The sequence below is a fragment of the Enterococcus sp. DIV1726a genome (genome assembly GCF_051710985.1).
Taxonomy (GTDB): domain Bacteria; phylum Bacillota; class Bacilli; order Lactobacillales; family Enterococcaceae; genus Enterococcus_B; species Enterococcus_B hirae.
The window spans coordinates 96,722-118,619 of the sequence record NZ_JBIOLS010000001.1 but is presented as its reverse complement, the minus strand read 5'-3'; the positions used below and the strand labels follow the sequence as shown (position 1 = coordinate 118,619).

The following is a 21,898-nucleotide window of genomic DNA, read 5'->3' as shown; positions in this document are numbered from 1 at the left end:
GCTGATAAAAAGAATAACTGCTTACTCTTCTTTCAACAATCCTTTAAATAAACCAATAACAAAATCATTAGGTTCAAATGGTTCAAGATCATCGATTCCTTCGCCAAGCCCTACCAATTTCACTGGTAAGTGAAGTTCATTACGGATGGCTAACACGATCCCACCTTTGGCTGTACCATCTAGTTTGGTTAAAACGAGCCCAGTGACATCAGTTGTTTCTTTAAATTGTTTTGCTTGTACCATTGCATTTTGACCAGTAGTCGCATCTAGTACAAGTAATGTTTCGTGAGGTGCATCTGGTAATTCTCGTTGAATGACACGTTTGATTTTTTCCAACTCATTCATCAAGTTGACTTTGTTTTGTAAACGTCCAGCTGTATCTACTAACAACACATCTGCCTGTTCACTTTTAGCACGTTCCATCGCATCATACACAACTGCTGCTGGGTCGCCACCAGCATTTCCCCGAACCACTTCGACACCAGCACGTTCGCCCCAAACCACTAATTGGTCAATCGCACCTGCTCGGAAAGTATCGGCTGCTGCCAGCAGCACTTTTTTTCCTTCATTTTTGTATTGGTGGGCTAGTTTTCCGATACTGGTTGTTTTTCCAACACCGTTTACCCCGACAAACAAAATAACTGTTAATCCTTCTTCTTGTAGATTTAATTCATTAACTTCATTGATTCCTTCTTGTTCATATAAATCCACTAATTTTTCAATGATTGCATTTTGGATCTCAGCTGGTTTCTTTGCGTTTCTCAGTTTTACTTCTTGACGCAACGCTTCAGAAATCTGAATAGCCGTATCAAATCCAACATCCGCACCAATCAGTGTTTCTTCTAATTCTTCAAAAAAGTCTTCGTCTACTGTCCGAAAATTAGCAAACAATTCATTCATTCGTTCGCCAAATGTTTTTCTGGTTTTTTCTAACCCTTTATCATATTTCTCTTGTACTTCGACTTCTTCTGGTTCTTGTTGTTCACCAGTAAAAGCACGCTTGATTTTATCAAAAAAGCCCATATGATCCCCCCTAATCTAAAACAAATTTTTCGATAACTTTGGCTACACCATGTTCTAAGTTACTTGACGTAACATAATTCGCTGCTTCTTTAACAAATGGGACGGCATTTGCCATGGCAACACCCATTCCAGCGTATTCAATCATCGGCAAATCGTTTTCTTCATCCCCAATTGCCATGATCTCAGCTGGTTCTAAACCTAAATCTTTTGCTAGTAAAGAAATACCATAAGCTTTTGTCACACCTTTTGGCATAAATTCTAAAAGCATACTGCGGGTCTTGATGATTTCATAACGTTCATGAAATTCGGCTGGTATTTCTTTGATCTTAGGATCTAATTCCGCTTGCGGATAGGCAATAACTGCTTTATTCAACACAAACTCGTCTGTCAGATCTGCTAAATTTGCCGGTTGAAACTGCAATAATTTATTTAATGTGTTGTATAAAGATTTCTTCCCTGGTGCAGTCGGTAATTGTAAAACCACATGATCTGATAATACATCTAGGGGCAATGCCAATTTTTGCGCAAGATCATATAAACGATGGATATCAGCAACTTCCATCACTTTTTTCTCAATGATTTCTCCTGTATCATTTTTTTGAACAAGACCACCATTGAAGGTGATGCTATAATCCCCTTCGTCCACTAATCCCAACTCTTGCAAATAATGAGCCATTGCTGCTAAGGGACGACCAGTACATAAAACGATCTTAACACCTTTTTCTTTTGCTTTCGCTAAAGCTTGCTTATTCTCATCTGAAATTTGTTTTTCTTCATTCAATAATGTACCGTCTAAGTCGATCGCAATTAATTTAATCATTTATTTCCTTACACCTTCGTTTCCATTTTTCCTTCTTCATTGATATCTTCCATGCGGACAGACACAATTTTTGAAACACCTGATTCTTGCATGGTTACTCCATATAAAACATCGGCAGCTACCATGGTACCTTTTCGGTGTGTGACCACGATGAATTGAGTGTCATCTTGGAAATCACTTAAATAACGTCCGAATCTTTTCACATTTGCTTCATCTAACGCAGCTTCTACTTCGTCTAAAATACAAAATGGAACAGGACAAACTCGGATGATTGAAAACAGCAAGGCGATAGCAGTTAATGCTCTTTCCCCGCCAGAAAGCAAGCTCAGACTTTGTAATTTCTTGCCCGGTGGTTGCACTTCGATTTCGATCCCTGTTTTTAATAGATCCGATGGGTCAGTCAATACCAATTCTGCGCGACCGCCACCAAACATATTAGGAAAGACTACTTTAAACTCTTGCCTGATTGCTTCAAAGACTTCTTTAAAGCGAGCCCGTACTTCAGCATCCATTTCTTCCATTGTTTCAAACAATTGGTTCTTTGCAGATAACAAATCATCACGTTGTGTGGCTAAAAACGTATGTCGTTCATTCACTTGCTCAAATTGCTCAATCGAACGGATATTCACTGGTCCAAGGTCTGCGATCTGCTCTTTTAAGACTGCTACTTTCGTGCGACTACTTACAATATCGGAAGTTGGCTGGTAATCAGTGACAGCTTTTTCAAAGCTGATTTGGTATTCCGTTTGCAAATAGCTCAGCTGATGATCCAACAACATTTCTGCACGGTCTTTTTGCACTTCCAGTTTCGATTGTTCTGTTAGTTGTTGCTTTTGTTGTTGGTTTTTTTCAGCAAGTACTGTTTCAAGCTGATCGATTTCTTTTTGCGTACGTTCTCGTTGTTCCTTCACTGCCACTAGTTCTGCTTGCAGTTCTTCACGCTGTTGCGCAAGTTCCGTGATTTGGCTCGCTAAACTTTCTTCAGTGATTTCATGATCAGAAAAATCTGCAGTCAATGTTGCTAATTGTTGCTCTAAACTTGTCTGACGTTCAAGTGCTTCATTTTTTTGAACACGTGCTCCACGTAATTGGATCTGTAAATGATTGAATTGCTCTTTCAAGACAGCTAAATCTGCTTGTTCCTGTGCTTTTCGTGCTTGGACTTGTGATCGTTTTTCTTCCATTTGATCACTTTCTTGGTTCAGTGATTTGATCTCTTCATCGATTTGTTGTCGTTGTTGTTCGATTTCCTTTTGTCTTGCCGTTAACTCTGCTTGTTGTTTTTGATATGTTTCGATGAATTGTTGCAATTCTCTCGTTTCAAAGTTTGAGAGTTGCTTTTCTTTTTCAAAGCGTGCTAAGTCATTCGTGATATTTTGCAGTTGATTCGCTATTTCCTGCTCTTCAAACCGCAATTGTTCATTTTGCGTACGCAACTTTTCTTGTTTTTGGCTCAAGTCAGCGACTTTGGTTTGTAGTTCTTGAACAATTTTTTCTTGATTTTGCAACTGCTGATCTGCTTGTTCATATTCTGCTGTCAGCTGTTTCAATTCTTGATTTTGAGAGAAGAGACTGCCTTGATTCCCCCGTTTATTTGCTCCACCCGTCATGGAACCACCAGCATTCATCACGTCTCCTTCCAGAGACACTACTCGGTATTGGTATCGTATGGTCTGAGCAATAGCATTGGCACTAGTTAGATCCTTCGCTAATAAGATCGTTCCCAATAAATTGTGGACCACGGTTTGAATTTCTGCAGGGAATGTCACCTGTTCACTTGCAATACCTAAAAACCCATCTACCGTTGCTGCTTGCGAAAGAACGTGCGCAGGTAACTGTCTAGGTTTAATCGTTGTTAACGGTAAAAAGGTCGCTCTACCCCCTCTTTGCTTTTTCAAATAAGTGATTGCTTGACGTGCATCGTGTTCGTTTTCAACAATGACGTGTTGCGCTGCTCCGCCTAGAGCTGTTTCGATTGCAAGGGTAAAAGAGCTAGGTACATCAATCAACTCAGCGACTGCACCTACGATACCAGATAATTGTTGTTTATGTTGTAAAACTAACCGAACGCCCTGGTAAAAACCAAAATAGTTTTCTTGGATTTCTTGTAAACTTTTTTGGCGTGCCTTTAATTGTTGGACTTGGTTCATCAATTGGTACATTTTAGGTTGTTCATTGGTTAATTTAGTTTGTACTGTTTTCCCTTTTGTTTGAACCTCTTCCAACTCATGTTGGTTCTTAACTAAAGCTTGTTGAAGATTTGCTTGTTTTTCAGATAGTTCCTGTTTTTGAGAGGATAACGCCAAGACAGAGGCTTCTACTTCTGATTGCTTCGCTAATGTTTGTTTACTTTTGGACGTTTCTTGTAAATATTGACGTTCAAGATATTTCAATTCATTTCCGACATTCGCTTGTTCTTGCATCAAATCAACATATTGATCTCGTAATTCAGATAATAATTCCTTCGTTGATTTTTGATATTTTTCCAATTCTTGTTGTGTCTTCATCAACTGTTGTTGTGCTTCTTGGATTTCTGTTTCTTTTTCAGTTGTTTCTTTTGTCAATTTTTCCTGAAGTTCCTCAAAATGCGCTACTTTCTTTTGCGCCTCGGCCAAAGAAGCCTGATATTCTTGCGTACTCTTTTGTGTATGCTTTGTCCGCTCTATTAAGACATCTTTTTGCCCTTCTGCTTGTTTTAATCTTTCAGACAATGCCAACAGACTTTGTTGACCTTTTTCAATTTGACGGTCTTTTTTGGCGTTTTGCTTTCTTTTTTCTGATAGCACGGCTTCTTGCGATTGGATATGTGTCGCTAATTTTGTCAGCTCTTGATTGAATTGTGTCAGCTGAGTTTGTTTTTCTTCCCACTCTTTTTTCGCTACGTTGATCTCTGTAATCATCAACGCTATATCCGTTTGGGTTAATTCTTCTTTTAACTGCAAAAATTTCTTAGCGATTTCACTTTGCTCAGCTAGAGGTGTTAATTGCTCTTGCAACTCGTAAATAATGTCTTGCACTCGACTAAGATTATCTTCTGTTTCAAATAACTTTTGTTCCGCTTTTTTCTTGCGTTGTTTATATTTTAATACACCTGCTGCTTCTTCAAATATTCCCCGACGGTCTTCTGGCTTACTACTAAAAATTGCTTCTACTTTCCCTTGTGAAATGATCGAAAACGATTCTTTTCCTAAACCTGAATCTAAGAACAGTTCTTGGATGTCTTTCAATCGACAAGGTTGTTTATTGATAAAAAAATCACTTTCGCCTGTTCGTCGATAGCGACGAGTCACGCTGATTTCTTGATAATCCAATGGTAAATAATGATCGGTATTATCCAAAAGTACTGTAACTTCTGCCACATTCAAAGGCTTACGAGAGTCTGAACCAGCGAAAATAATATCGGGCATTTTCCCACCTCGAAGGCTCTTAGCAGATTGCTCGCCTAAAACCCAGCGGATTGCTTCAGTGATATTACTTTTGCCACTCCCATTTGGTCCAACGACGGCTGTCACACTATTTTCAAAATCAATCACTGTTTTATCTGCAAAGGATTTAAATCCAGCTATTTCAATTCGTTTTAAATACACGAAGCGTTCCCTCACTTACTTTTACAGTGCTGCCAGTGCATTTTCTGCAGCAGCTTGTTCTGCTAGTTTTTTCGATTTTCCTTGCCCAGTCCCAATCAACTTGTCATCTACATAGACTTCGATCCAAAAAATCCGTTCATGTGCCGGACCTTCCTCTTTTATTAATCGGTATTCAATAAATACATCACCTGATTTTTGCAACACTTCTTGCAACTTCGTTTTATGATCCATCTCATGTGAAAAAGCACCTGCTTTGACTTTTGGAAAGACAACTGTTTGAAGAAAGGCATGGGCTGCTTCAAACCCTTGATCAAGGTACAAAGCACCTAGAAAGGCTTCAAATAAGTCACAAAGAAGAGCTGGTCTGGTTCTTCCCCCAGAATTTTCTTCTCCTTTACCTAACATGATATATTTATCAAATCCACATTCTTTGGCAAACTTGGATAAACTATCTTCACGAACGATCGCCGCACGTGTCTTTGTTAGTTTACCTTCTGGGATATCTGGATATAAACGATATAAATATTCTGAAACCATTAATTCTAATACGGCATCTCCTAAAAATTCTAATCGTTCGTTATCTGATAGTTGAAGGTTGCGATGCTCATTCACATAGGATGAATGGGTAAAAGCTTGTTCAAGTAGATTGAGATCGTGAAAAACGATAGTATACTTTTCTTTTAATTCATTTGTCAGCTGATTGTCCATTTTTCACATTCCTTTATGGATATTTTTTCAATACTTCCTTATTATACTGGTTTTTGTCTAAATTTGAAATGGTTCCGACAAAAGGTAAGTAAAGGTTTAATAAACCTCAAGGATCCAATGATTTTTTCGATTAAAGAATTTATTAGCTGATCATTTGATTGATTTGATAAATAGTATTCAAAAGTTGCCAGCTATACGAAAAGACCTCCCAAACCGTTTCCGTGTTTGGGAGGTCTTTCTCATTGCCAGATTCATTCATTACTTTCGCTAAACGGCATGTATGTCCTTATTTTAAGAACGTGATTCTGCTGTTACCGTTACTTTCGCCCATGGATTTGGTGCATCATATGACCAATCCCAATCTTTAGTACGATCGCTTACTGGTAGTACTTCATTACGGAACAATGTTGGAATTGCGAAAGCTTCTTCAAATGCATATGCTTGCCATTTTTTATATGCTTCTTTTTGGTAATCTGCATCAAATGCTTCACTTGAATTGATATCATTGATCAATTTCGTATTTTCTTCTGATTCAAAACGAGTGTAGTTGAATGCTGCATTTGGTCCCCATAGTCCGTTTGGATTTGGATCAGTTCCTGTACTCCAAGCTGCTTGATATACATCAATTTCAGGATCGTCATTTTCTAATTTATCGTAGAATGAGTTAAATTCGATTAAACGTCCAGTCGTGTATTTCACATCTAAGCCGATTTTTTTCCATTGTTGCACATAGTAATCAGATAATGGTTGCGCTGTTTCGCCACCTGACATTGAAGCAAAGTTGATCGTTAATTTATTTCCGTCTTTATCTTCACGTAACCCATCACCATCTACATCTTTATAGCCAGCATCATCCAATAATTTGTTTGCTTTATCGATATCTTGCGTAAATCCTTTTAGATCGTCATCGTGGAATGATTCAAATACAGGAGGAATCAATGAAGTAGCATTGCTTCTTAACCCTGCATAGAAACGTTCCCCTACTGCATCGTTATCTAATGCATAACCCATTGCTTGTCGCAATGATTTATCTGCCATTTTAGAATTTGGATCGTATTCGACACTGCTCTTTTCAGCATTCCATTTACCTAATTTGAAGCCTAAGTAAGTGTATGATGTTTGTTCACGTCCTAAGTTTGTGTAACCTGAGACATCTTTATATGTGTCATACGTATCTGTAGGCATTTGGAAAATCATGTCATAAAGTTTTGAGTTCAAAGCTTCTGTTGCACTAGCAATCGGCAATGATTTCATCGTGATTTTTTTCAATTGTGGTTTGCCATTCCAGTAATATTCATTTGGTAGATACTCTACTGATTCTCCTGCAACGATATTACTCATGTAATATGGACCAAAAGTCACTGGATTTTTACGTACTTGATCACTTGATTCCATGTCTTTGATTGCTACACCTTCAAGTGTGTGTTTTGGAGCTGCATATGCCCAAATCCCACCACCTGATTGAAGCATACTTGGTTCCACTTTTTTATATTCGATTTCAACTGTCTTATTGTCCACTTTTTTGATACCTGAGATTGTCGGAGCGCTACCGCTATGGTATTCTTCCATCCCAACGATGTTTCGGAAGTTATCATCATAACGGATACCTGTATAATCCTTGTTACCGATAATTTCATAAGGGAAAATCACGTCATCTGCGGTTACATCTTTACCATCTGACCATTTTACATTGTCTTTTACTTTGATCGTTGCTTTTTTCGTCTCTTGGTCTAAATCTAAACTCGCTGCACCATCATTTGTGATCTTGAAGTCCGCATCATTTGTAAATAGTGCTTCATGAGAAGGTGCCATAAATGCTGCATCGTAAGAATCTTGATAAAATTCCCATTGGAACAATCCTTTGAATTGACTATCGGTTGCTACTGCAGCCTCCAATTCGCCATCTTTTATTGCATCTTTATCATTTTTCGTTGAGATTGGAAATGTTAATTCCTTCTTCTCACCGTTATTTGCTGAACTCCCAGAAGAGTTAGAACCTCCGCCGCTTCCACAAGCAGCTAATGCCATTACTGAAAAAAGTGTAACAACGCCTAAAATTGATTTCTTCATTCCTTATTTCCCCCTTTGCTTTCTTCTTTAACCTAATCGTTGGCGTGCATCGGCAGAACGCTTAAACGCTTGTCCAACATAGTTTATACTCAACATCAATACTAAAATTAGAATTGACGCAGGTAACCAGATCCATTGTCGATTCACTAAAACCTCACCGTTGCTGGCGTAACCGATTAGTGTTCCTAAACTAGGAACATTTGCTGGTAAGCCAAACCCTAAGAAAGTCAAAGTGGTCTCGATCCCAATATTTGCTGCAAAGTTCATCGTTAAGTTGGTAATGATCAATGAACTTAAGTTAGGCATGATTTCACGGAACATGATTTTAAAATCACTTGTTCCCATTGTTTTTGAAGCACTCACATAATCACGCCTTGCTTCTGATAAAGTTTTACTTCTGAATAATCGAGCTTTAGCAACCCAATAAAATGCACTCATAATGAAGATGAACGACCAAACATTATATCTAGAGATAATCGATACAAATACGATAATAATCAACATAATCGGTAAAATCATAATGAAGTCAACGATACGCATCAAAATGTTATCGATGATCCCCCCATAAAACCCAGAAATGATCCCTAGTCCAACCCCGATAATCGAAGTGATGACTGTGATTGCAAAACCAATGGTGACGGAGTTTCTTGCACCGATAATCAGTTGTCCTAAAACATCCCGACCACCTTCATCTGCTCCTAAAATAAATTTTGTCCCCTCGGTAGAAATAGCACCTGGAGCTGCATATTTATCAAAGATGCTGACATACATTACTTTATCTTGGTCTGTAAATAACGCACCGATAAAGATAACTAACAATAAAATAACGAGTAAGCCTAATGAAAAAATAGCGATTTTATCTTTTTTAAATTCACGGGCAATCATTCGTAACCCCATTGGCGGGATACTTTCTTGCACAACGTCTTTCTTTTTATCACTCATTTGTCTTTTCTCCTTTCTGATTGAATTTTATTGGATACGGATACGTGGATCAACAATGCTCATGATGATATCTGAAAGCAAGGTTCCGATCAACGTCGCAATTCCTAAAATCAATACTAAGGAGGTAATAACTGTATAGTCACGTTGTCCGATCGAATCAATAAACAATTTACCGACTCCTGGGTAGCCAAAAATCTTTTCAATAACTACTGAACCAGCAATCAAGGAAGTAATTTCATAACCCATTTGTGAAGCCATCGGCAATGCCGCGTTTCGGAAAATATGACGACTAAATACTTTATTGGTTGGTACCCCTTTTGAACGGGCAGTTCGCACAAAGTCTAAAGATTTTGAATCAATGACTTCGCTACGTAAATACTGGATCGTTACAGCTGTAGCTAAAAAGGCTTGAGTGATCGATGGTAAAATGATGTATTTCATGCGATCAATCAACTGGGTGAAAAAGCCCCCTTGGATTCCTAACGTCTGGGAGCCGCTGGTTGGAAACCAACCTAGACGATAACCAAATACAAATAACATAATCAATCCAAAGATAAATAACGGAACAGCAAAACTAAAGAAATTGTAGATTACAACAGCTTTATCCAAAAATGAGTTTTGGTATCTGCCCGCCAACATACCTAGTGGTACAGCAATCAAATAAGTAATGATAACTGTTAAGATCGACAAGTAAAGAGTATTGACGATACGCTCACCAATCAAATCAGAAACTGAACGTTTGTATAAGAAACTTTGACCGAAGTCACCTTGTAACGCATTCCCGATCCATCGGAAATACTGGACATACCAAGGATCATTCAAACCAGCTGCCTGTCTCATTTGCTCGATGACTGCTGGATCTTGGTTGGGGTTAATCAACCCGGTAAAAGGATCACCAGGCATCGCTTTTGCCAACATAAAGATCAAAATACTAAGAATAATAACTTGTGGGATCATTAATAATACACGTCGTAATATCGTTTTCCACATTAGCTGGCACCTCCATCTTTCAACGCTACTTTATGCGTCGGTGTGATCGTACGGAGATCGTACACTCGACCAGTTGCATCGTAGTACTCCTTTTGATTTTGGATGTACTCACGTTCCACTCTTCGTCGATTCTCTTTGTGTAACTCCCGATTTTCGACATCAATCCGAGGGATAGCAGACAGTAAACGTTTCGTATAGATATGACGTGGATCATTATAAATATCTTCTCGTGTACCAATTTCAACGAATCGACCTTTATACATAATTGCGATATTATCACACATATGTTTCACGACTCCCAAGTCATGAGAAATAAATAAATAACTTAAACCAAATTCTTGTTGGATTCGTTTCATGAAATTTAATACTTGCGCCTGAACGGATAAATCCAATGCAGAAACTGGTTCATCTGCTACGATGAGTTTTGGGTTTGTCGCAACTGCACGTGCAACCCCTAAACGTTGACGCTGTCCACCTGAAAACTCATGTGGATATTTATACAGCGCATCTTCCGGCATCCCTACGATATCCAGTAGATTTTTCACTTTTTTCTTTTCCTCTTGATCACTCAAACGTTCAAAGTTACGGATCGGTTCTGCAATAATATCCAATACTCGCTTTTTAGGATTCAAGCTGGACATTGAGTCTTGGAAGATCATTTGAACATCTTTGTTATAGCCAATTTTTTGTCGGTTACTTTTTTTAGTGACATCTTTACCTTCATAAATGATTTGTCCTGAAGTCACTTTTTCTAATCCAACGACTGCTTTCCCTGTCGTTGATTTACCAGAACCAGATTCTCCGACTAAGCCATACGTTTTTCCTTTTTCAATAATGAAGTCGACACCATCTACTGCATATACATGATCCGTTACTCGATTAAAGAATCCACTACGAATAGGATAGTGTACTTTCAAATCGCTGATTGTAATTAATTCTGTCATCTACACCTCTCCTTTTTCGTCTCTAAAGTGGAAATGTTTGTAGCAAGAGCAACGAACCAAATGATTCGGAGCAATTTCATGAAGGACAGGGTTTTCTTCGTGATCACTGGCTGGAATCCAAGGAATCCGAGGAGCAAAACGACAACCAGTTCGTGGCATATTTTTCAAAGAAGGAACAACGCCTTCAATCACATGGAGCTCAGCTTCATGGTTCCCCTCTTGAGGAATAGAGTTCAACAATGAACGGGTATAAGGGTGTTTAGGATTTTCAAAAAGTTCTTTGACCCCAGCTACTTCAACAAATTGACCGCCATACATTACCGCTACCCGATCAGCCATTTCTGCCACGACACCTAAGTCATGCGTGATCAGAATGATTCCTGTTTTGGTTTCTTCTTGTAAGTCTTTTAATAAATCAAGGATTTGCGCTTGAATCGTTACATCTAGCGCTGTCGTTGGCTCATCCGCAATAACAATCGGTGGCTTACACGCAATCGCAATGGCGATGATTACCCGCTGTCTCATCCCCCCAGATAATTCATGGGGATATTGTCGTCCGACTCTGGCAGGATTAGGAATCCCAACTTGCTCCAACAATTCCAAGGCACGAGCTTGCCGTTGTTCAGCGTTCATTTTGGTATGATAAGATAACCCTTCCTTAATTTGATCTTCAATACGCATCAAAGGGTTTAACGCAGATAACGGATCTTGGAAAATCATCCCAATATCATTCCCGCGGATTTTGTTATACAAAGTTTCATTCAATTCAATCAAGTTTAAATCATTATATAAAATTTCGCCTGTGATCTTTGTGTTGTTTGGATCAAGTAACCCCATAATAGTAGTCGCTAATGTACTTTTCCCGCAACCAGATTCTCCAACGATTGCTAAGATCTCGTTTTTATCTAATGTAAAAGAAACGTCATCTACTGCATCGTAATACTCATCTTTAAGACGGAAGCCTGTATGTAGGTTCTGAACATCTAATAGTTGATTATCTGACAATCGAATACCCCTCTCTGCTCCCTGGTTGGAAGTTTTCTTAATAAAAAATGATATCCCACAGAATAAAACGTTTTATAATAAGCGTTATTCTAAGGATAGTGCAATATATTATTAATAATTATATATAAAACCCCTCTACAATGCAAGAAAATTTCAGTCAGTTGCCAGAATTGTCAGAAAAATCTATTTAAAATAAAGATAAATCACTTGAAAAATTAAAAAAAAGTGAGTAAAGATCCGATTGATCTTTACTCACTTTCATGCTGATGATTAGTTAAGATGATTGCTGATGTAGTCAACTGCCCCACCAACTGTTTCAATTTGTTCTGCATCTTCGTCAGAAATTTCTGTTCCAAACTCATCTTCAAGTTCCAAAACAAATTCCATGATGCTGATTGAGTCAGCTTTTAGGTCATCTTTGATATTTAATTCATCAGTTACTTTATCTGTATCAATTTCAAAATGATTTGAAATAATTTTCGCTACTTTATTAAATACTTCTTCACGTGACAATGTTTTCACCTCCAACAATTATCAAAATTGCCGATTTCCTTCACCAAGGCTAATTTTACTGACATTTTCTAAGATTGTCCACCTTTTTTTCTATAGGGTCATCGACAAGCACCCACAAACATTATTCTGCAGGTTTTTCGAATTGTTCAACTAACTGCCCTACCACATTGGTTTCCAGCATAGTGTGGATTTGTCTGATGGTATGTCTCACTGCATCTGGTCCAGTCGCACCGTGAGTTTTGATGACTGGTGCCTTTAATCCAAAAAGAACTGCTCCGCCATGTTTTGAATAATCCATTTCTGATTTTAATGAACGTAACCCATCTTTCAACAATAGTGCGCCCATTTTTCCTTTGATACCTTCATTTAAAATGGCAGCTTTCAAAAGGTCCATCAGATTCATTGCTGTCCCCTCAATGGATTTCAATACTGCATTGCCTGTAAATCCATCGGTTACAACAACATCTGCTACCCCGTTCAATAGTTCCCTCGCTTCAACGTTTCCAATAAAATTCAAACTGGTTTCATTTTGAAGTAATTCGAAAGCTTTTTTAGTTAATTCGCTTCCTTTTGTTGCTTCCGTCCCATTATTCAATAAAGCAACTCGAGGTCTACCGATTCCTCGGACTTTTCTTGCATAAAATGAGCCTAAGATTCCATATTGTAATAAATGTTCCGGTTTATTTTCAGCATTTGCACCTAGATCAAGCATATCAAACCCTGCATTGGGTTGACCGACTACCGGTAAAGTAGACATCAGACCAGGGCGTTCGATGTTTTTGATACGACCAACAATAAAGAGTCCAGCTGCTAATAATGCGCCAGTGTTCCCCGCTGAAAAAATCGCGTCTGCTTCACCATTTTTGACAGCTTGTGCTGCCAAAACCATCGAAGCATTCTTCTTACGGCGAATGGCTTTAACTGGTTCATCATCACTATCGATTTTTTCATCTGTATGAATGATCGTCACATTGTGTTCTGTTGTTAGATATTTTCTTATTTCATTTTCCTTACCATAAAGGATAAATTCCACATCTGGGAAATCTTTTTGAGCTAAAGCCACACCTTCCACAATGGCTTGTGGTGCGTGATCTCCACCCATTGCATCTACGGCAATTTTCATTATTTCCACTCCTTTTTTATCATCACTATAAAGTATAGCACAGTCTATTAATCAAAATAACGATTATCTTGATTTTCCAAGTCTAAACTACGGACCAAATGTTGGTATTCTGGCAATAGTTGCCAATCCTTTAACTGCCATAGCTTTTGTGCCTCATCACGAGCTACCTCTAATATATTACTATCTGTTACAAGATCAGCAATTGCAAATTGCGGTAAGCCTGATTGGCGAAAACCAAATACTTCTCCTGGTCCACGCAACTCTAAATCTTTCTCACTTAGAATAAAGCCATTGTTCGTTTCTGTCATTATTTTCATTCGCTCAATCCCTAATTCATTTTTAGGATTAGCTACCAATACACAATAAGAAGCATCACTACCACGTCCAACACGTCCACGTAATTGATGTAACTGTGCTAATCCAAAACGATCAGCATCCATGATCAACATGACTGTAGCATTCGGAACATTTACACCCACTTCGATGACCGTCGTTGAAACCAAGATTTGCATCTTGTTTTCTTTAAATGTTTCCATAATTGCTTCTTTTTCCTGGTTCTTCATTTTACCATGTAACAATCCGACTTCATACTGAGGCGCAAAAAGCGCACTTAATTTTTCATAAATTTCAACAGCGTTTTTAACGTCTAATGCTTCTGACTCTTCAATCAACGGGCAAATGACATACATTTGATGTCCTTTCGCCAGCTCCTTCCATGTCCAATCTAACACACTATTTAATTGTGGCGTACGAACCCATCTCGTCTCTATTGGAATCCGGCCAGCTGGAAGTTCGTCAATTACCGAAACATCCATTTCTCCGTATGCAGTAATCGCTAAAGTCCGAGGAATTGGTGTGGCTGTCATAAATAAAACATCTGGACGCCAGCCTTTTTCACGGAGTACTTTTCGCTGATTCACACCAAAACGATGTTGTTCATCCGTAATAACTAAACCTAAGTGTTGAAATTCGACTCCTTCTTGAATCAACGCATGGGTACCGACAACGATATCGATTTCTCCTTGTTCCAGCAATTCGAGTAGTTCTCTTCGTTCTTTGGCTTTCGTCGAACCCGTTAACAGAGCAAGTTTAACTTCTTGCGCATCAAATAATTGAAGAAGGCTTTCCATGTGTTGTTGTGCCAAAATTTCAGTTGGTACCATCAATGCGCCTTGAAACCCTGCAGTGACCGCCGCATATAAGGCAATTGCTGCAACAATCGTCTTTCCGCTACCTACATCACCTTGCAATAGGCGTTGCATATGTTGCGGACTTCTTAAGTCACGACAAATTTCATTCGTGACTCTTTTTTGGGCATCCGTCAATTCAAAAGGTAGTTTTTGAATAAATTGTTTCAAGCGCTGGATGTCATATAAAATTTCAATGCCATTTGTTTCTGCTTTTTCCGATTTTTTAAGCCCTTGAAGTCGTATTTGAAATAAAAAGAATTCTTCAAAGACAATTCTTCGTTTTGCTTGATGGTTTTCTTCATGATTTTTCGGAAAATGCATGCTCTTAACAGCTGTTGGCCGATCCAACAGTCGATATTTCTCAACTAATCCATTGGGAAGATTCTCTTCGATCAAATCACCATACTCTTCGAACCCTCTTCGAATCAAATCGACTAAAGTTGTTTGACGGATTGATTTATTGACATGATAGATTGGAGAAAAATCATCCACCGCTTGAGAACCCAAAATTTTCATACCATTTAATGACTTCCGTTTCGCATCCCATTTTCCATAGACAGCAATTTCTTCGGATAAGATCACTTTATCTTTCAAATATGGTTGATTGAAAAAAGAAACATTGAAAACAGCATGATCCTGCATCATACGAAATTGGAGTCGATTCTTTTTGTAGCCAAAGCGACTCATTACTGGTGGTGAAACAACCAGGCCTTTTAAAGTCACTTTTTCTTGATCAAGTATTTCATTTAAATTTCTTTCTTGAATGTCTTCATAGCGAAAAGGATAATAGGTCAATAGGTCTTCGATGGTTTGGATTCCCAGACTAGCAAGACTATCCGCCCTTTTTGCTCCCACACCGGCTAACATCGTCACTGGATCATTTAAAGACCTCATATTTCACCCTCCTTTACCGTATGTTTCACTATCAATCCATTCCTTAGAAATAGGGCTGCACCAACAACCTGGTACAGCCCCCGTTCTTTTACCGTTCGTTCAGGCGAAAAGGATTGTCCTTTTCTATTCTGCAGAGAATAAATACGGATAAACCGGTTGATCGCCTTGATGAATTTCAATTTCTAAATCTGGATATTGTTCAACTAATTTAGCTGATAATTCTTCTGCTTGATGAACCGAACCACCTTCACCTGCTAAAATCGTCACAATTTCTGTTTCTTCAGTGATCATTTTTTCTAAGGTAGCGAATGAAGTTGCCATCATGTCAGAATCTGAGATAACGATTTTCCCATCAATCATCCCTAAGAAATCGCCCTCAGTAATTTTCACACCATCAATGGTTGTGTCACGAATCGCATGAGTAATTTGCCCACTAACGACACTTGCAAGCATTTCTGTCATAGTCGCTTTGTTTTCTTCCAACGATACTTGATCATTAAATGAAAGCATCGCAGTTAGTCCTTGAGAGATCGTTTTTGATGGTACGACCGCTACTGGGATATCTGCTACTTCAGCCGCTTGATCCGCAGCCATGAAGATATTTTTATTGTTTGGTAATACGATGACTTTATCCGCATTGACTTCCTTGATTGCTTTAACGATATCTTCCGTACTTGGGTTCATCGTTTGTCCACCACTAATGACGTAGTTTGCTCCTAAACTTTCAAATAACTCTTGCACTCCTTTACCGGCTGCAATCGCTACGATCCCATAAGGTGTACGAGCTGCTTTTTGTGGCTTCGCTTGCTCATCGTGTTCTAAAATCGTTTCATGCTGTAAACGCATGTTGTCGACTTTGATTTTTACTAATGAACCAAATTTTTGTCCATAATTTAATACTTCACCTGGATTTTCGGTATGCACGTGGACCTTAATGATCTCATCATCATTAACAACCAATAATGAATCACCGATTCCATCTAAGTAATTACGAAATTCTTCATAGTCAAATTGGCTATCAACGGTTGGTCCTTCACCGATTTTTACCATGATTTCTGTACAGTAACCATAATGGATATCTTCTGTTGCTAATTGACCTTGGACACTGCGATGATGCTCAGCGTTGACCATTTCATCCATTTCAGCTGGTGATGGTTCATAGACTTCTGTCATTTTGAACTCACCATTCAAGGCACTTAAGAAGCCTTCATATACAAATAGCAAACCTTGACCGCCACTATCGACGACACCGACTTCTTTTAACACTGGTAACAAATCTGGTGTTTTCGCTAAGGCACGTTTCCCACCTTTTACCACAGCCGTCATCACTTCAACAACGTCGTCACTTGTTTTAGCTTTCTTTTCTCCAGCTTTTGCAGCTTCACGGGCTACTGTCAAAATGGTTCCTTCAACAGGCTTCATGACTGCTTTATAAGCTGTCTCAACGCCATGCGTAAAAGCCGCAGCTAAATCTGCAGCGTTTAACACTGTCACGTCAGGTATTTGCTTTGAAAAGCCTCGGAATAATTGAGACAAAATAACTCCTGAATTTCCTCTGGCTCCCATTAGTAGGCCTTTTGATAACATTGCTGCTAACTCGCCTACTTTTTCAGAAGTAGAATCAGCAACTGCTTTAGCTCCACTTGTCATAGATAAATTCATATTGGTACCTGTATCTCCATCAGGAACTGGGAATACATTTAACGAATTGACATATTCTGCATTTACTTGCAGACGATTCGCGCCCGCCTGAACCATTTCCTGGAATTGGCTTGCACTGATTTCTGTTACACTCACCTAGATAATCCTCCTTCAGATCGACTGCTGAATCATTCAGCAAGCCTTCTGCCTAGTCTGGCAGTACACGAACACCTTGGACGAAAACATTAACAGAATTGGCTGTTACACCTAGTAATGTTTCCAAGTTGTATTTTACTTTTTCTTGGACATTGCGAGAAACTTCTGAAATTTTTGTACCATAACTAATGATCGTATAAACATCTACTGCGATACCATTAGCTTCTTGGCGAACAACTACTCCTCGAGAATAATTTTCTTTTCGTAGAATTTCAGTAATATTATCTTTTATTTGGTTCTTGCTGGCCATTCCTACAACACCGAACACATCTGTTGCGGCGCCACCAACAACTGTTGCAATCACATCATTGGTAATTTCAATGGTTCCAGCTGACGTTTGAATTTTTACAGCCATGAATGAGCCTCCTTAACGGGCAAAATACTCCCATTTTTCTTCTATCATATTTTATCATAGCGTCACCCGAAATAAAAGGCAGTTACCCTAAAGTACTCAAAAACCGCTGAAAATTTTAAAATTAGTCCTGTATAATTTACAATTATTCCCATGGATTGTCAATTCTTGCTATGAAAAGACACTTGCATATTACCCCTTCATATGATATGTTATTCTGGTATGAGCTGAATTATTCTATCGCTCCAAATCGAGGTAAAGGGGGAAAATTACATGGCAAAAGTTTGTTACTTTACTGGTCGCAAGACAAAAAGTGGAAACAATCGTTCTCATGCGATGAACTCAACAAAACGTACTGTTAAACCTAACTTACAAAAAGTTCGCGTTATGATCGACGGAAAACCTAAAAAAGTTTGGGTGTCAACTCGTGCTTTGAAGTCAGGAAAAGTTGCACGCGTTTAATTGAATGAAGTTTGAACCGTTCGGTGCGTGAACGGTTTTTATTTTTATTATAATGCCTTACTTTTCATAAAAGAAGTTAGTTGAAAAGCCTACAAATGATCTTGATGAACGATCATTTGTAGGCTTTTTAGGTTTTGCCAAGTCCTAAATATTAAACATGTATTCTTTTAAAAACTGGTATTTTATTATTTATAAAATCAGTTTATATAAGTTTTTTTGCCTTTTATTTTCAAAATAAACGTTATTTATTATTGTTTTTTTATTTTTTTGGAAATGCCAAGTCTTTTCATGTAGTTAAAAATATGAATATGATAAACTAGAGATAACTTCATATTTCATAGAAATTTGGTGAATGAATCAATGAAAACAAAAATCAAACTTTTTTTTAAAGAAAATGGTCGTTATGCTTTTGCTAGTTTTCTGATCCCTTTTTTGATACTTGCGTTAGTTTACTTAAGTATCGGAATTTATCCAGGAAGTAGCCGAAGCATTCTTGCAAGTGATGCATTTTCTCAATTTTCAAATTTCCATGCAAGCTTTCGGAACATGTTATTAGGAAAGCAAAGTATTTTTTATACTTGGAACGCCTCATTAGGTCTGAATTATTTATCTTTAATTTCATATTACTTAGGCGGATTATTTACTCCGCTTGTTCTTTTGTTTCCTAATAATATGATGCCTGATGCTTTATATTTTCTAACTCTGCTTAAAGTTGGGTTTGCTGGATTATCTTTTTGGTTCCTTGCGCGGACGTATAAAATTCCACGTTGGGGACAAGTGGCTTTAAGTGTTAGCTATGCTTCGATCTCTTTCATTACCGCTCATTCTGAGATCATTATGTGGTTGGATGCGTTTATTTATCTTCCACTTATTATTTTGGGTATCCATCGGGTCATGGATTATAAACGACCAACATTATTATTTGTTAGTTATTTATTGCTCTTTTTATCCAGTTTTTATATGGGCTTTATGATCGGTATTTTTTCTTTTCTTTATTTTATGGCAAGGCTGTTTACAAAATGGTCACTCTACAAAAAATCGATTGTACCTTATGGGATTACTTCCTTATTAGCTGGTGGAGCATCAATGATCATTATTCTTCCAGCAGTCTTGGATCTCCGATCAAATGGCGAAACATTAACACAGATCACTACACTAAAAACCGAAGCTACCTCATATTTGGATATCATCATGAAAAACATGATCGGTGTCTATGACACAACCAAATATGGCTCCATTCCTTTTATTTATGCTGGTTTGTTTCCATTAGTTTTATGTCTATTTTATTTTGCTAGTCGAAAAATCAACTTAAAGAACAAACTTTTGTATGGTAGTTTATTTGCTTTATTGATTGCTAGTTTCTATCTTGTACCACTCAACCTCTTTTGGCATGGTATGCATGCGCCTAATATGTTTTTGTTCCGCTATTCCTATTTGTTTTCTTTTCTCGTCCTTTTGTTAGCGGCCAAAGGATGGGAACGAATAACTAAAGAGGATCAAGGCTTACTCCTCAGTATCATCATCATTTTAGCAGCAGTTTTTGCTATCGCATGGGGCCTTAAGCCTAATAATAGTTACTCTTATATTACAACGACATCGTTTGTCTTAACGATTGTTTTCTTGAGTCTTTACGCATTAACAATTGGCTTTTTCCAGCAACCAAAACAGCCCGTTAAATACCTTAGCTTATTGTTACTGTTACTGATGACAGGAGAAGCAAGTGTCAATACGAATAGTATGATTCATGGGATATTAGATGATTGGAATTATGCTTCACGAAGCTTATATACTGATCCTGCTCCTAGCATCAAGTCACTTGTTGACCAGACAAAAAAAGAATCGGATACTTTTTATCGATTAGAAAATCTTGATCCGATTTCTCCTAATGATTCCATTAACTATGGCTATAGTGGTATCAGTTTGTTTTCTTCTATTAGAAACAGGAACTCTTCTGCTTATCTAGATTCGTTAGGCTTTCGTTCAAGGGGAACAAATCTTAATATCCGATACGCAAACAATACCTTATTGATGGATGGGTTTACAGGAATAAAATATAACATTGCTAAAAACGACAGTAGCTTTAGCAAATATGGCTTTGTGAAAGAAAGTCAGAGCGGTGACTATACACTCTATAAAAATCTAAATGCTTTACCGCTAGCTTTTACAGCACCATTAGATATTAATCACGTGGAACAACCATTAACTGACAATCTCACGAGTCAAACCAATTTGATCAATCGGCTGGCTGATTTAAATGAGCGGTATTTTACTTTCTACACACCAACTTTGAAAAGCCAACAAAACGTTACAGTAAACAAGACGTCTACCGGGGTGACTTATTCTGAAACCACGAATAACCAGCCCAAAACGCTCACTTGGGAAGTGCGTGTACCAGCAAACACACAAGCTTATCTCAGTTTGTTCCCTACTAACTATGCCCAATTAGAAAGTTCTACCGCCACGATTACTGTCAACGGTGTGTCACGAAAGACTCAGATCAGTATTTCTGGACAATATTATGATCTAGGATATTATCCTCAAGACACAACAGTTACTTTCTCCGCTAGTTTTTATGGCACAAAAGAGGTTAGCTTTATGGAACCTAAAGTTCTTGGACTTGATGTTGTTGCTTATCAAGCAGCAATGAACCAAATCAAAGAAAATGGTGTTGCTATGAAAACGACCGGCCGAACAGCCACTGGTACTGTCAACACATCCGAAGAAAGAATGCTAGTCACAACGATCCCTTATGATGCTGGCTGGTCCGCAAAAATCGATGGAAAGGCAGTCAAAGTCGAAAACTTCAAAGATGCCTTTGTAATGATCAAACTACCTGCAGGCAAACATACCGTCACTTTTAGTTACTTACCTCAAGGTTTTATCATCGGATCGATTTTGTTCGTTCTTTGTATCGGACTTTTTATCCTATATGTGTGGTATCAAAAAAAAGAGCCCAAAGTAAATAAGCGATATAAACATAGTTAATGATCCAATCAGCGCCATCATTTCTAAAATTGAAATGATGGCGCTGATTTTTACGTTGATGACTCTTATAGTTCTGATTACTTATCTACTACCGTATTCAGTAATTTCATTATGTTCTGTTATCTTCCTTACAGGACTTGTGGAGCCTGCAATCCTTGACGTTGATTGCAGACTCGAACTTGATTCACGTCTTTTCTCCAAAAGCTCTCTTAAGCGTTGAACATCACCCTGTTGATTAGATGAACTGCCCTTATTTAAATTCCCACCTCCGGAAAGAGAGGGTGAATTGTCAAGGATCCAATCGCTTATTTTTATTATTTCAACCTACAAAACATGTTCCGTCATGGCAAAACCTACCAAATAAAAAAAGACAGAAAGAAACTTTTCTTCTTTCTGTCCCAATTATTCTATCTCTCATAACCAACATCAATTT

At 38.1% G+C, this 21,898-nt stretch carries 16 protein-coding genes; 2 read left to right on the top strand and 14 right to left on the bottom strand.

Going from position 1 to position 21,898, the window contains the following annotated elements; translation table 11 throughout:
* Positions 1 to 21: 21 nt before the first annotated feature.
* The 14 genes from ftsY to IGJ27_RS00520 all read right to left on the bottom strand — a co-directional run bounded on the left by ftsY (position 22) and on the right by IGJ27_RS00520 (position 18,021).
* Positions 22 to 1,023 carry a signal recognition particle-docking protein FtsY gene (ftsY, locus tag IGJ27_RS00585; protein WP_010720411.1) on the bottom strand — a complete coding sequence of 334 codons (1,002 nt, stop codon included), beginning with the start codon at positions 1,021 to 1,023 and terminating at the stop codon, positions 22 to 24.
* Between the two features lie 10 nt (positions 1,024 to 1,033).
* Entirely contained in the window at positions 1,034 to 1,843 is an 810-nt protein-coding gene (locus IGJ27_RS00580) for a Cof-type HAD-IIB family hydrolase (RefSeq protein ID WP_063626406.1), read from the bottom strand.
* Positions 1,844 to 1,851: 8 nt separating this feature from the next.
* Positions 1,852 to 5,430: a chromosome segregation protein SMC gene (gene smc / locus IGJ27_RS00575; protein ID WP_096709756.1), complete on the bottom strand. Its 3,579-nt coding sequence runs from the start codon at positions 5,428 to 5,430 to the stop codon at positions 1,852 to 1,854.
* Positions 5,431 to 5,451: 21 nt separating this feature from the next.
* Entirely contained in the window at positions 5,452 to 6,138 is a 687-nt protein-coding gene (rnc, locus tag IGJ27_RS00570; RefSeq protein ID WP_010720414.1) for a ribonuclease III, read from the bottom strand.
* A gap of 291 nt (positions 6,139 to 6,429) precedes the next feature.
* Positions 6,430 to 8,208 carry an oligopeptide ABC transporter substrate-binding protein gene (locus IGJ27_RS00565; RefSeq protein WP_010720415.1) on the bottom strand — a complete coding sequence of 593 codons (1,779 nt, stop codon included), beginning with the start codon at positions 8,206 to 8,208 and terminating at the stop codon, positions 6,430 to 6,432.
* Between the two features lie 27 nt (positions 8,209 to 8,235).
* Complete coding sequence (locus IGJ27_RS00560; protein WP_010720416.1) at positions 8,236 to 9,150, bottom strand: ABC transporter permease; 915 nt, start codon at positions 9,148 to 9,150, stop codon at positions 8,236 to 8,238.
* A gap of 27 nt (positions 9,151 to 9,177) precedes the next feature.
* A complete protein-coding gene (opp4B, locus tag IGJ27_RS00555) occupies positions 9,178 to 10,140 on the bottom strand; it encodes an oligopeptide ABC transporter permease (RefSeq protein WP_010720417.1) in 963 nt (320 codons plus the stop codon).
* A complete protein-coding gene (locus IGJ27_RS00550; RefSeq protein ID WP_010720418.1) occupies positions 10,140 to 11,084 on the bottom strand; it encodes an ABC transporter ATP-binding protein in 945 nt (314 codons plus the stop codon). Before IGJ27_RS00550 ends, opp4B begins: the two co-directional genes overlap by 1 nt.
* A complete protein-coding gene (locus IGJ27_RS00545; protein ID WP_010736807.1) occupies positions 11,085 to 12,089 on the bottom strand; it encodes an ABC transporter ATP-binding protein in 1,005 nt (334 codons plus the stop codon).
* Between the two features lie 270 nt (positions 12,090 to 12,359).
* Positions 12,360 to 12,602 (bottom strand): acyl carrier protein, encoded by a 243-nt coding sequence (acpP, locus tag IGJ27_RS00540; RefSeq protein WP_010720420.1) that lies wholly within the window; start codon positions 12,600 to 12,602, stop codon positions 12,360 to 12,362.
* A 121-nt stretch (positions 12,603 to 12,723) separates the two neighbouring features.
* On the bottom strand, positions 12,724 to 13,725 hold the full coding sequence (plsX, locus tag IGJ27_RS00535) for a phosphate acyltransferase PlsX (RefSeq protein ID WP_178306272.1): 1,002 nt from the start codon (positions 13,723 to 13,725) through the stop codon (positions 12,724 to 12,726).
* A gap of 47 nt (positions 13,726 to 13,772) precedes the next feature.
* Positions 13,773 to 15,809 carry an ATP-dependent DNA helicase RecG gene (recG, locus tag IGJ27_RS00530; RefSeq protein WP_178306273.1) on the bottom strand — a complete coding sequence of 679 codons (2,037 nt, stop codon included), beginning with the start codon at positions 15,807 to 15,809 and terminating at the stop codon, positions 13,773 to 13,775.
* 123 nt (positions 15,810 to 15,932) lie between these two features.
* Entirely contained in the window at positions 15,933 to 17,606 is a 1,674-nt protein-coding gene (locus IGJ27_RS00525; protein ID WP_034698624.1) for a DAK2 domain-containing protein, read from the bottom strand.
* Positions 17,607 to 17,658: 52 nt separating this feature from the next.
* On the bottom strand, positions 17,659 to 18,021 hold the full coding sequence (locus IGJ27_RS00520) for an Asp23/Gls24 family envelope stress response protein (RefSeq protein WP_010720424.1): 363 nt from the start codon (positions 18,019 to 18,021) through the stop codon (positions 17,659 to 17,661).
* Positions 18,022 to 18,291: 270 nt separating this feature from the next.
* Between IGJ27_RS00520 and rpmB the strand changes: the two genes are divergently transcribed.
* Positions 18,292 to 18,480 (top strand): 50S ribosomal protein L28, encoded by a 189-nt coding sequence (rpmB, locus tag IGJ27_RS00515; RefSeq protein ID WP_010720425.1) that lies wholly within the window; start codon positions 18,292 to 18,294, stop codon positions 18,478 to 18,480.
* A 360-nt stretch (positions 18,481 to 18,840) separates the two neighbouring features.
* Positions 18,841 to 21,465 carry a YfhO family protein gene (locus tag IGJ27_RS00510; RefSeq protein ID WP_126344849.1) on the top strand — a complete coding sequence of 875 codons (2,625 nt, stop codon included), beginning with the start codon at positions 18,841 to 18,843 and terminating at the stop codon, positions 21,463 to 21,465.
* Positions 21,466 to 21,898 lie beyond the last annotated feature (433 nt).

Excerpts from the sequence above, each read along its gene's own strand:
- IGJ27_RS00565 (WP_010720415.1), bottom strand. The coding sequence starts at position 8,208 with ATGAAGAAATCAATTTTAGGCGTTGTTACACTTTTTTCAGTAATGGCA.
- opp4B (WP_010720417.1), bottom strand. The coding sequence starts at position 10,140 with ATGTGGAAAACGATATTACGACGTGTATTATTAATGATCCCACAAGTT.
- plsX (WP_178306272.1), bottom strand. The coding sequence starts at position 13,725 with ATGAAAATTGCCGTAGATGCAATGGGTGGAGATCACGCACCACAAGCC.
- IGJ27_RS00580 (WP_063626406.1), bottom strand. The coding sequence starts at position 1,843 with ATGATTAAATTAATTGCGATCGACTTAGACGGTACATTATTGAATGAA.
- rnc (WP_010720414.1), bottom strand. The coding sequence starts at position 6,138 with ATGGACAATCAGCTGACAAATGAATTAAAAGAAAAGTATACTATCGTT.
- IGJ27_RS00560 (WP_010720416.1), bottom strand. The coding sequence starts at position 9,150 with ATGAGTGATAAAAAGAAAGACGTTGTGCAAGAAAGTATCCCGCCAATG.
- IGJ27_RS00550 (WP_010720418.1), bottom strand. The coding sequence starts at position 11,084 with ATGACAGAATTAATTACAATCAGCGATTTGAAAGTACACTATCCTATT.
- IGJ27_RS00520 (WP_010720424.1), bottom strand. The coding sequence starts at position 18,021 with ATGGCTGTAAAAATTCAAACGTCAGCTGGAACCATTGAAATTACCAAT.
- IGJ27_RS00510 (WP_126344849.1), top strand. The coding sequence starts at position 18,841 with ATGAAAACAAAAATCAAACTTTTTTTTAAAGAAAATGGTCGTTATGCT.
- rpmB (WP_010720425.1), top strand. The coding sequence starts at position 18,292 with ATGGCAAAAGTTTGTTACTTTACTGGTCGCAAGACAAAAAGTGGAAAC.
- recG (WP_178306273.1), bottom strand. The coding sequence starts at position 15,809 with ATGAGGTCTTTAAATGATCCAGTGACGATGTTAGCCGGTGTGGGAGCA.
- ftsY (WP_010720411.1), bottom strand. The coding sequence starts at position 1,023 with ATGGGCTTTTTTGATAAAATCAAGCGTGCTTTTACTGGTGAACAACAA.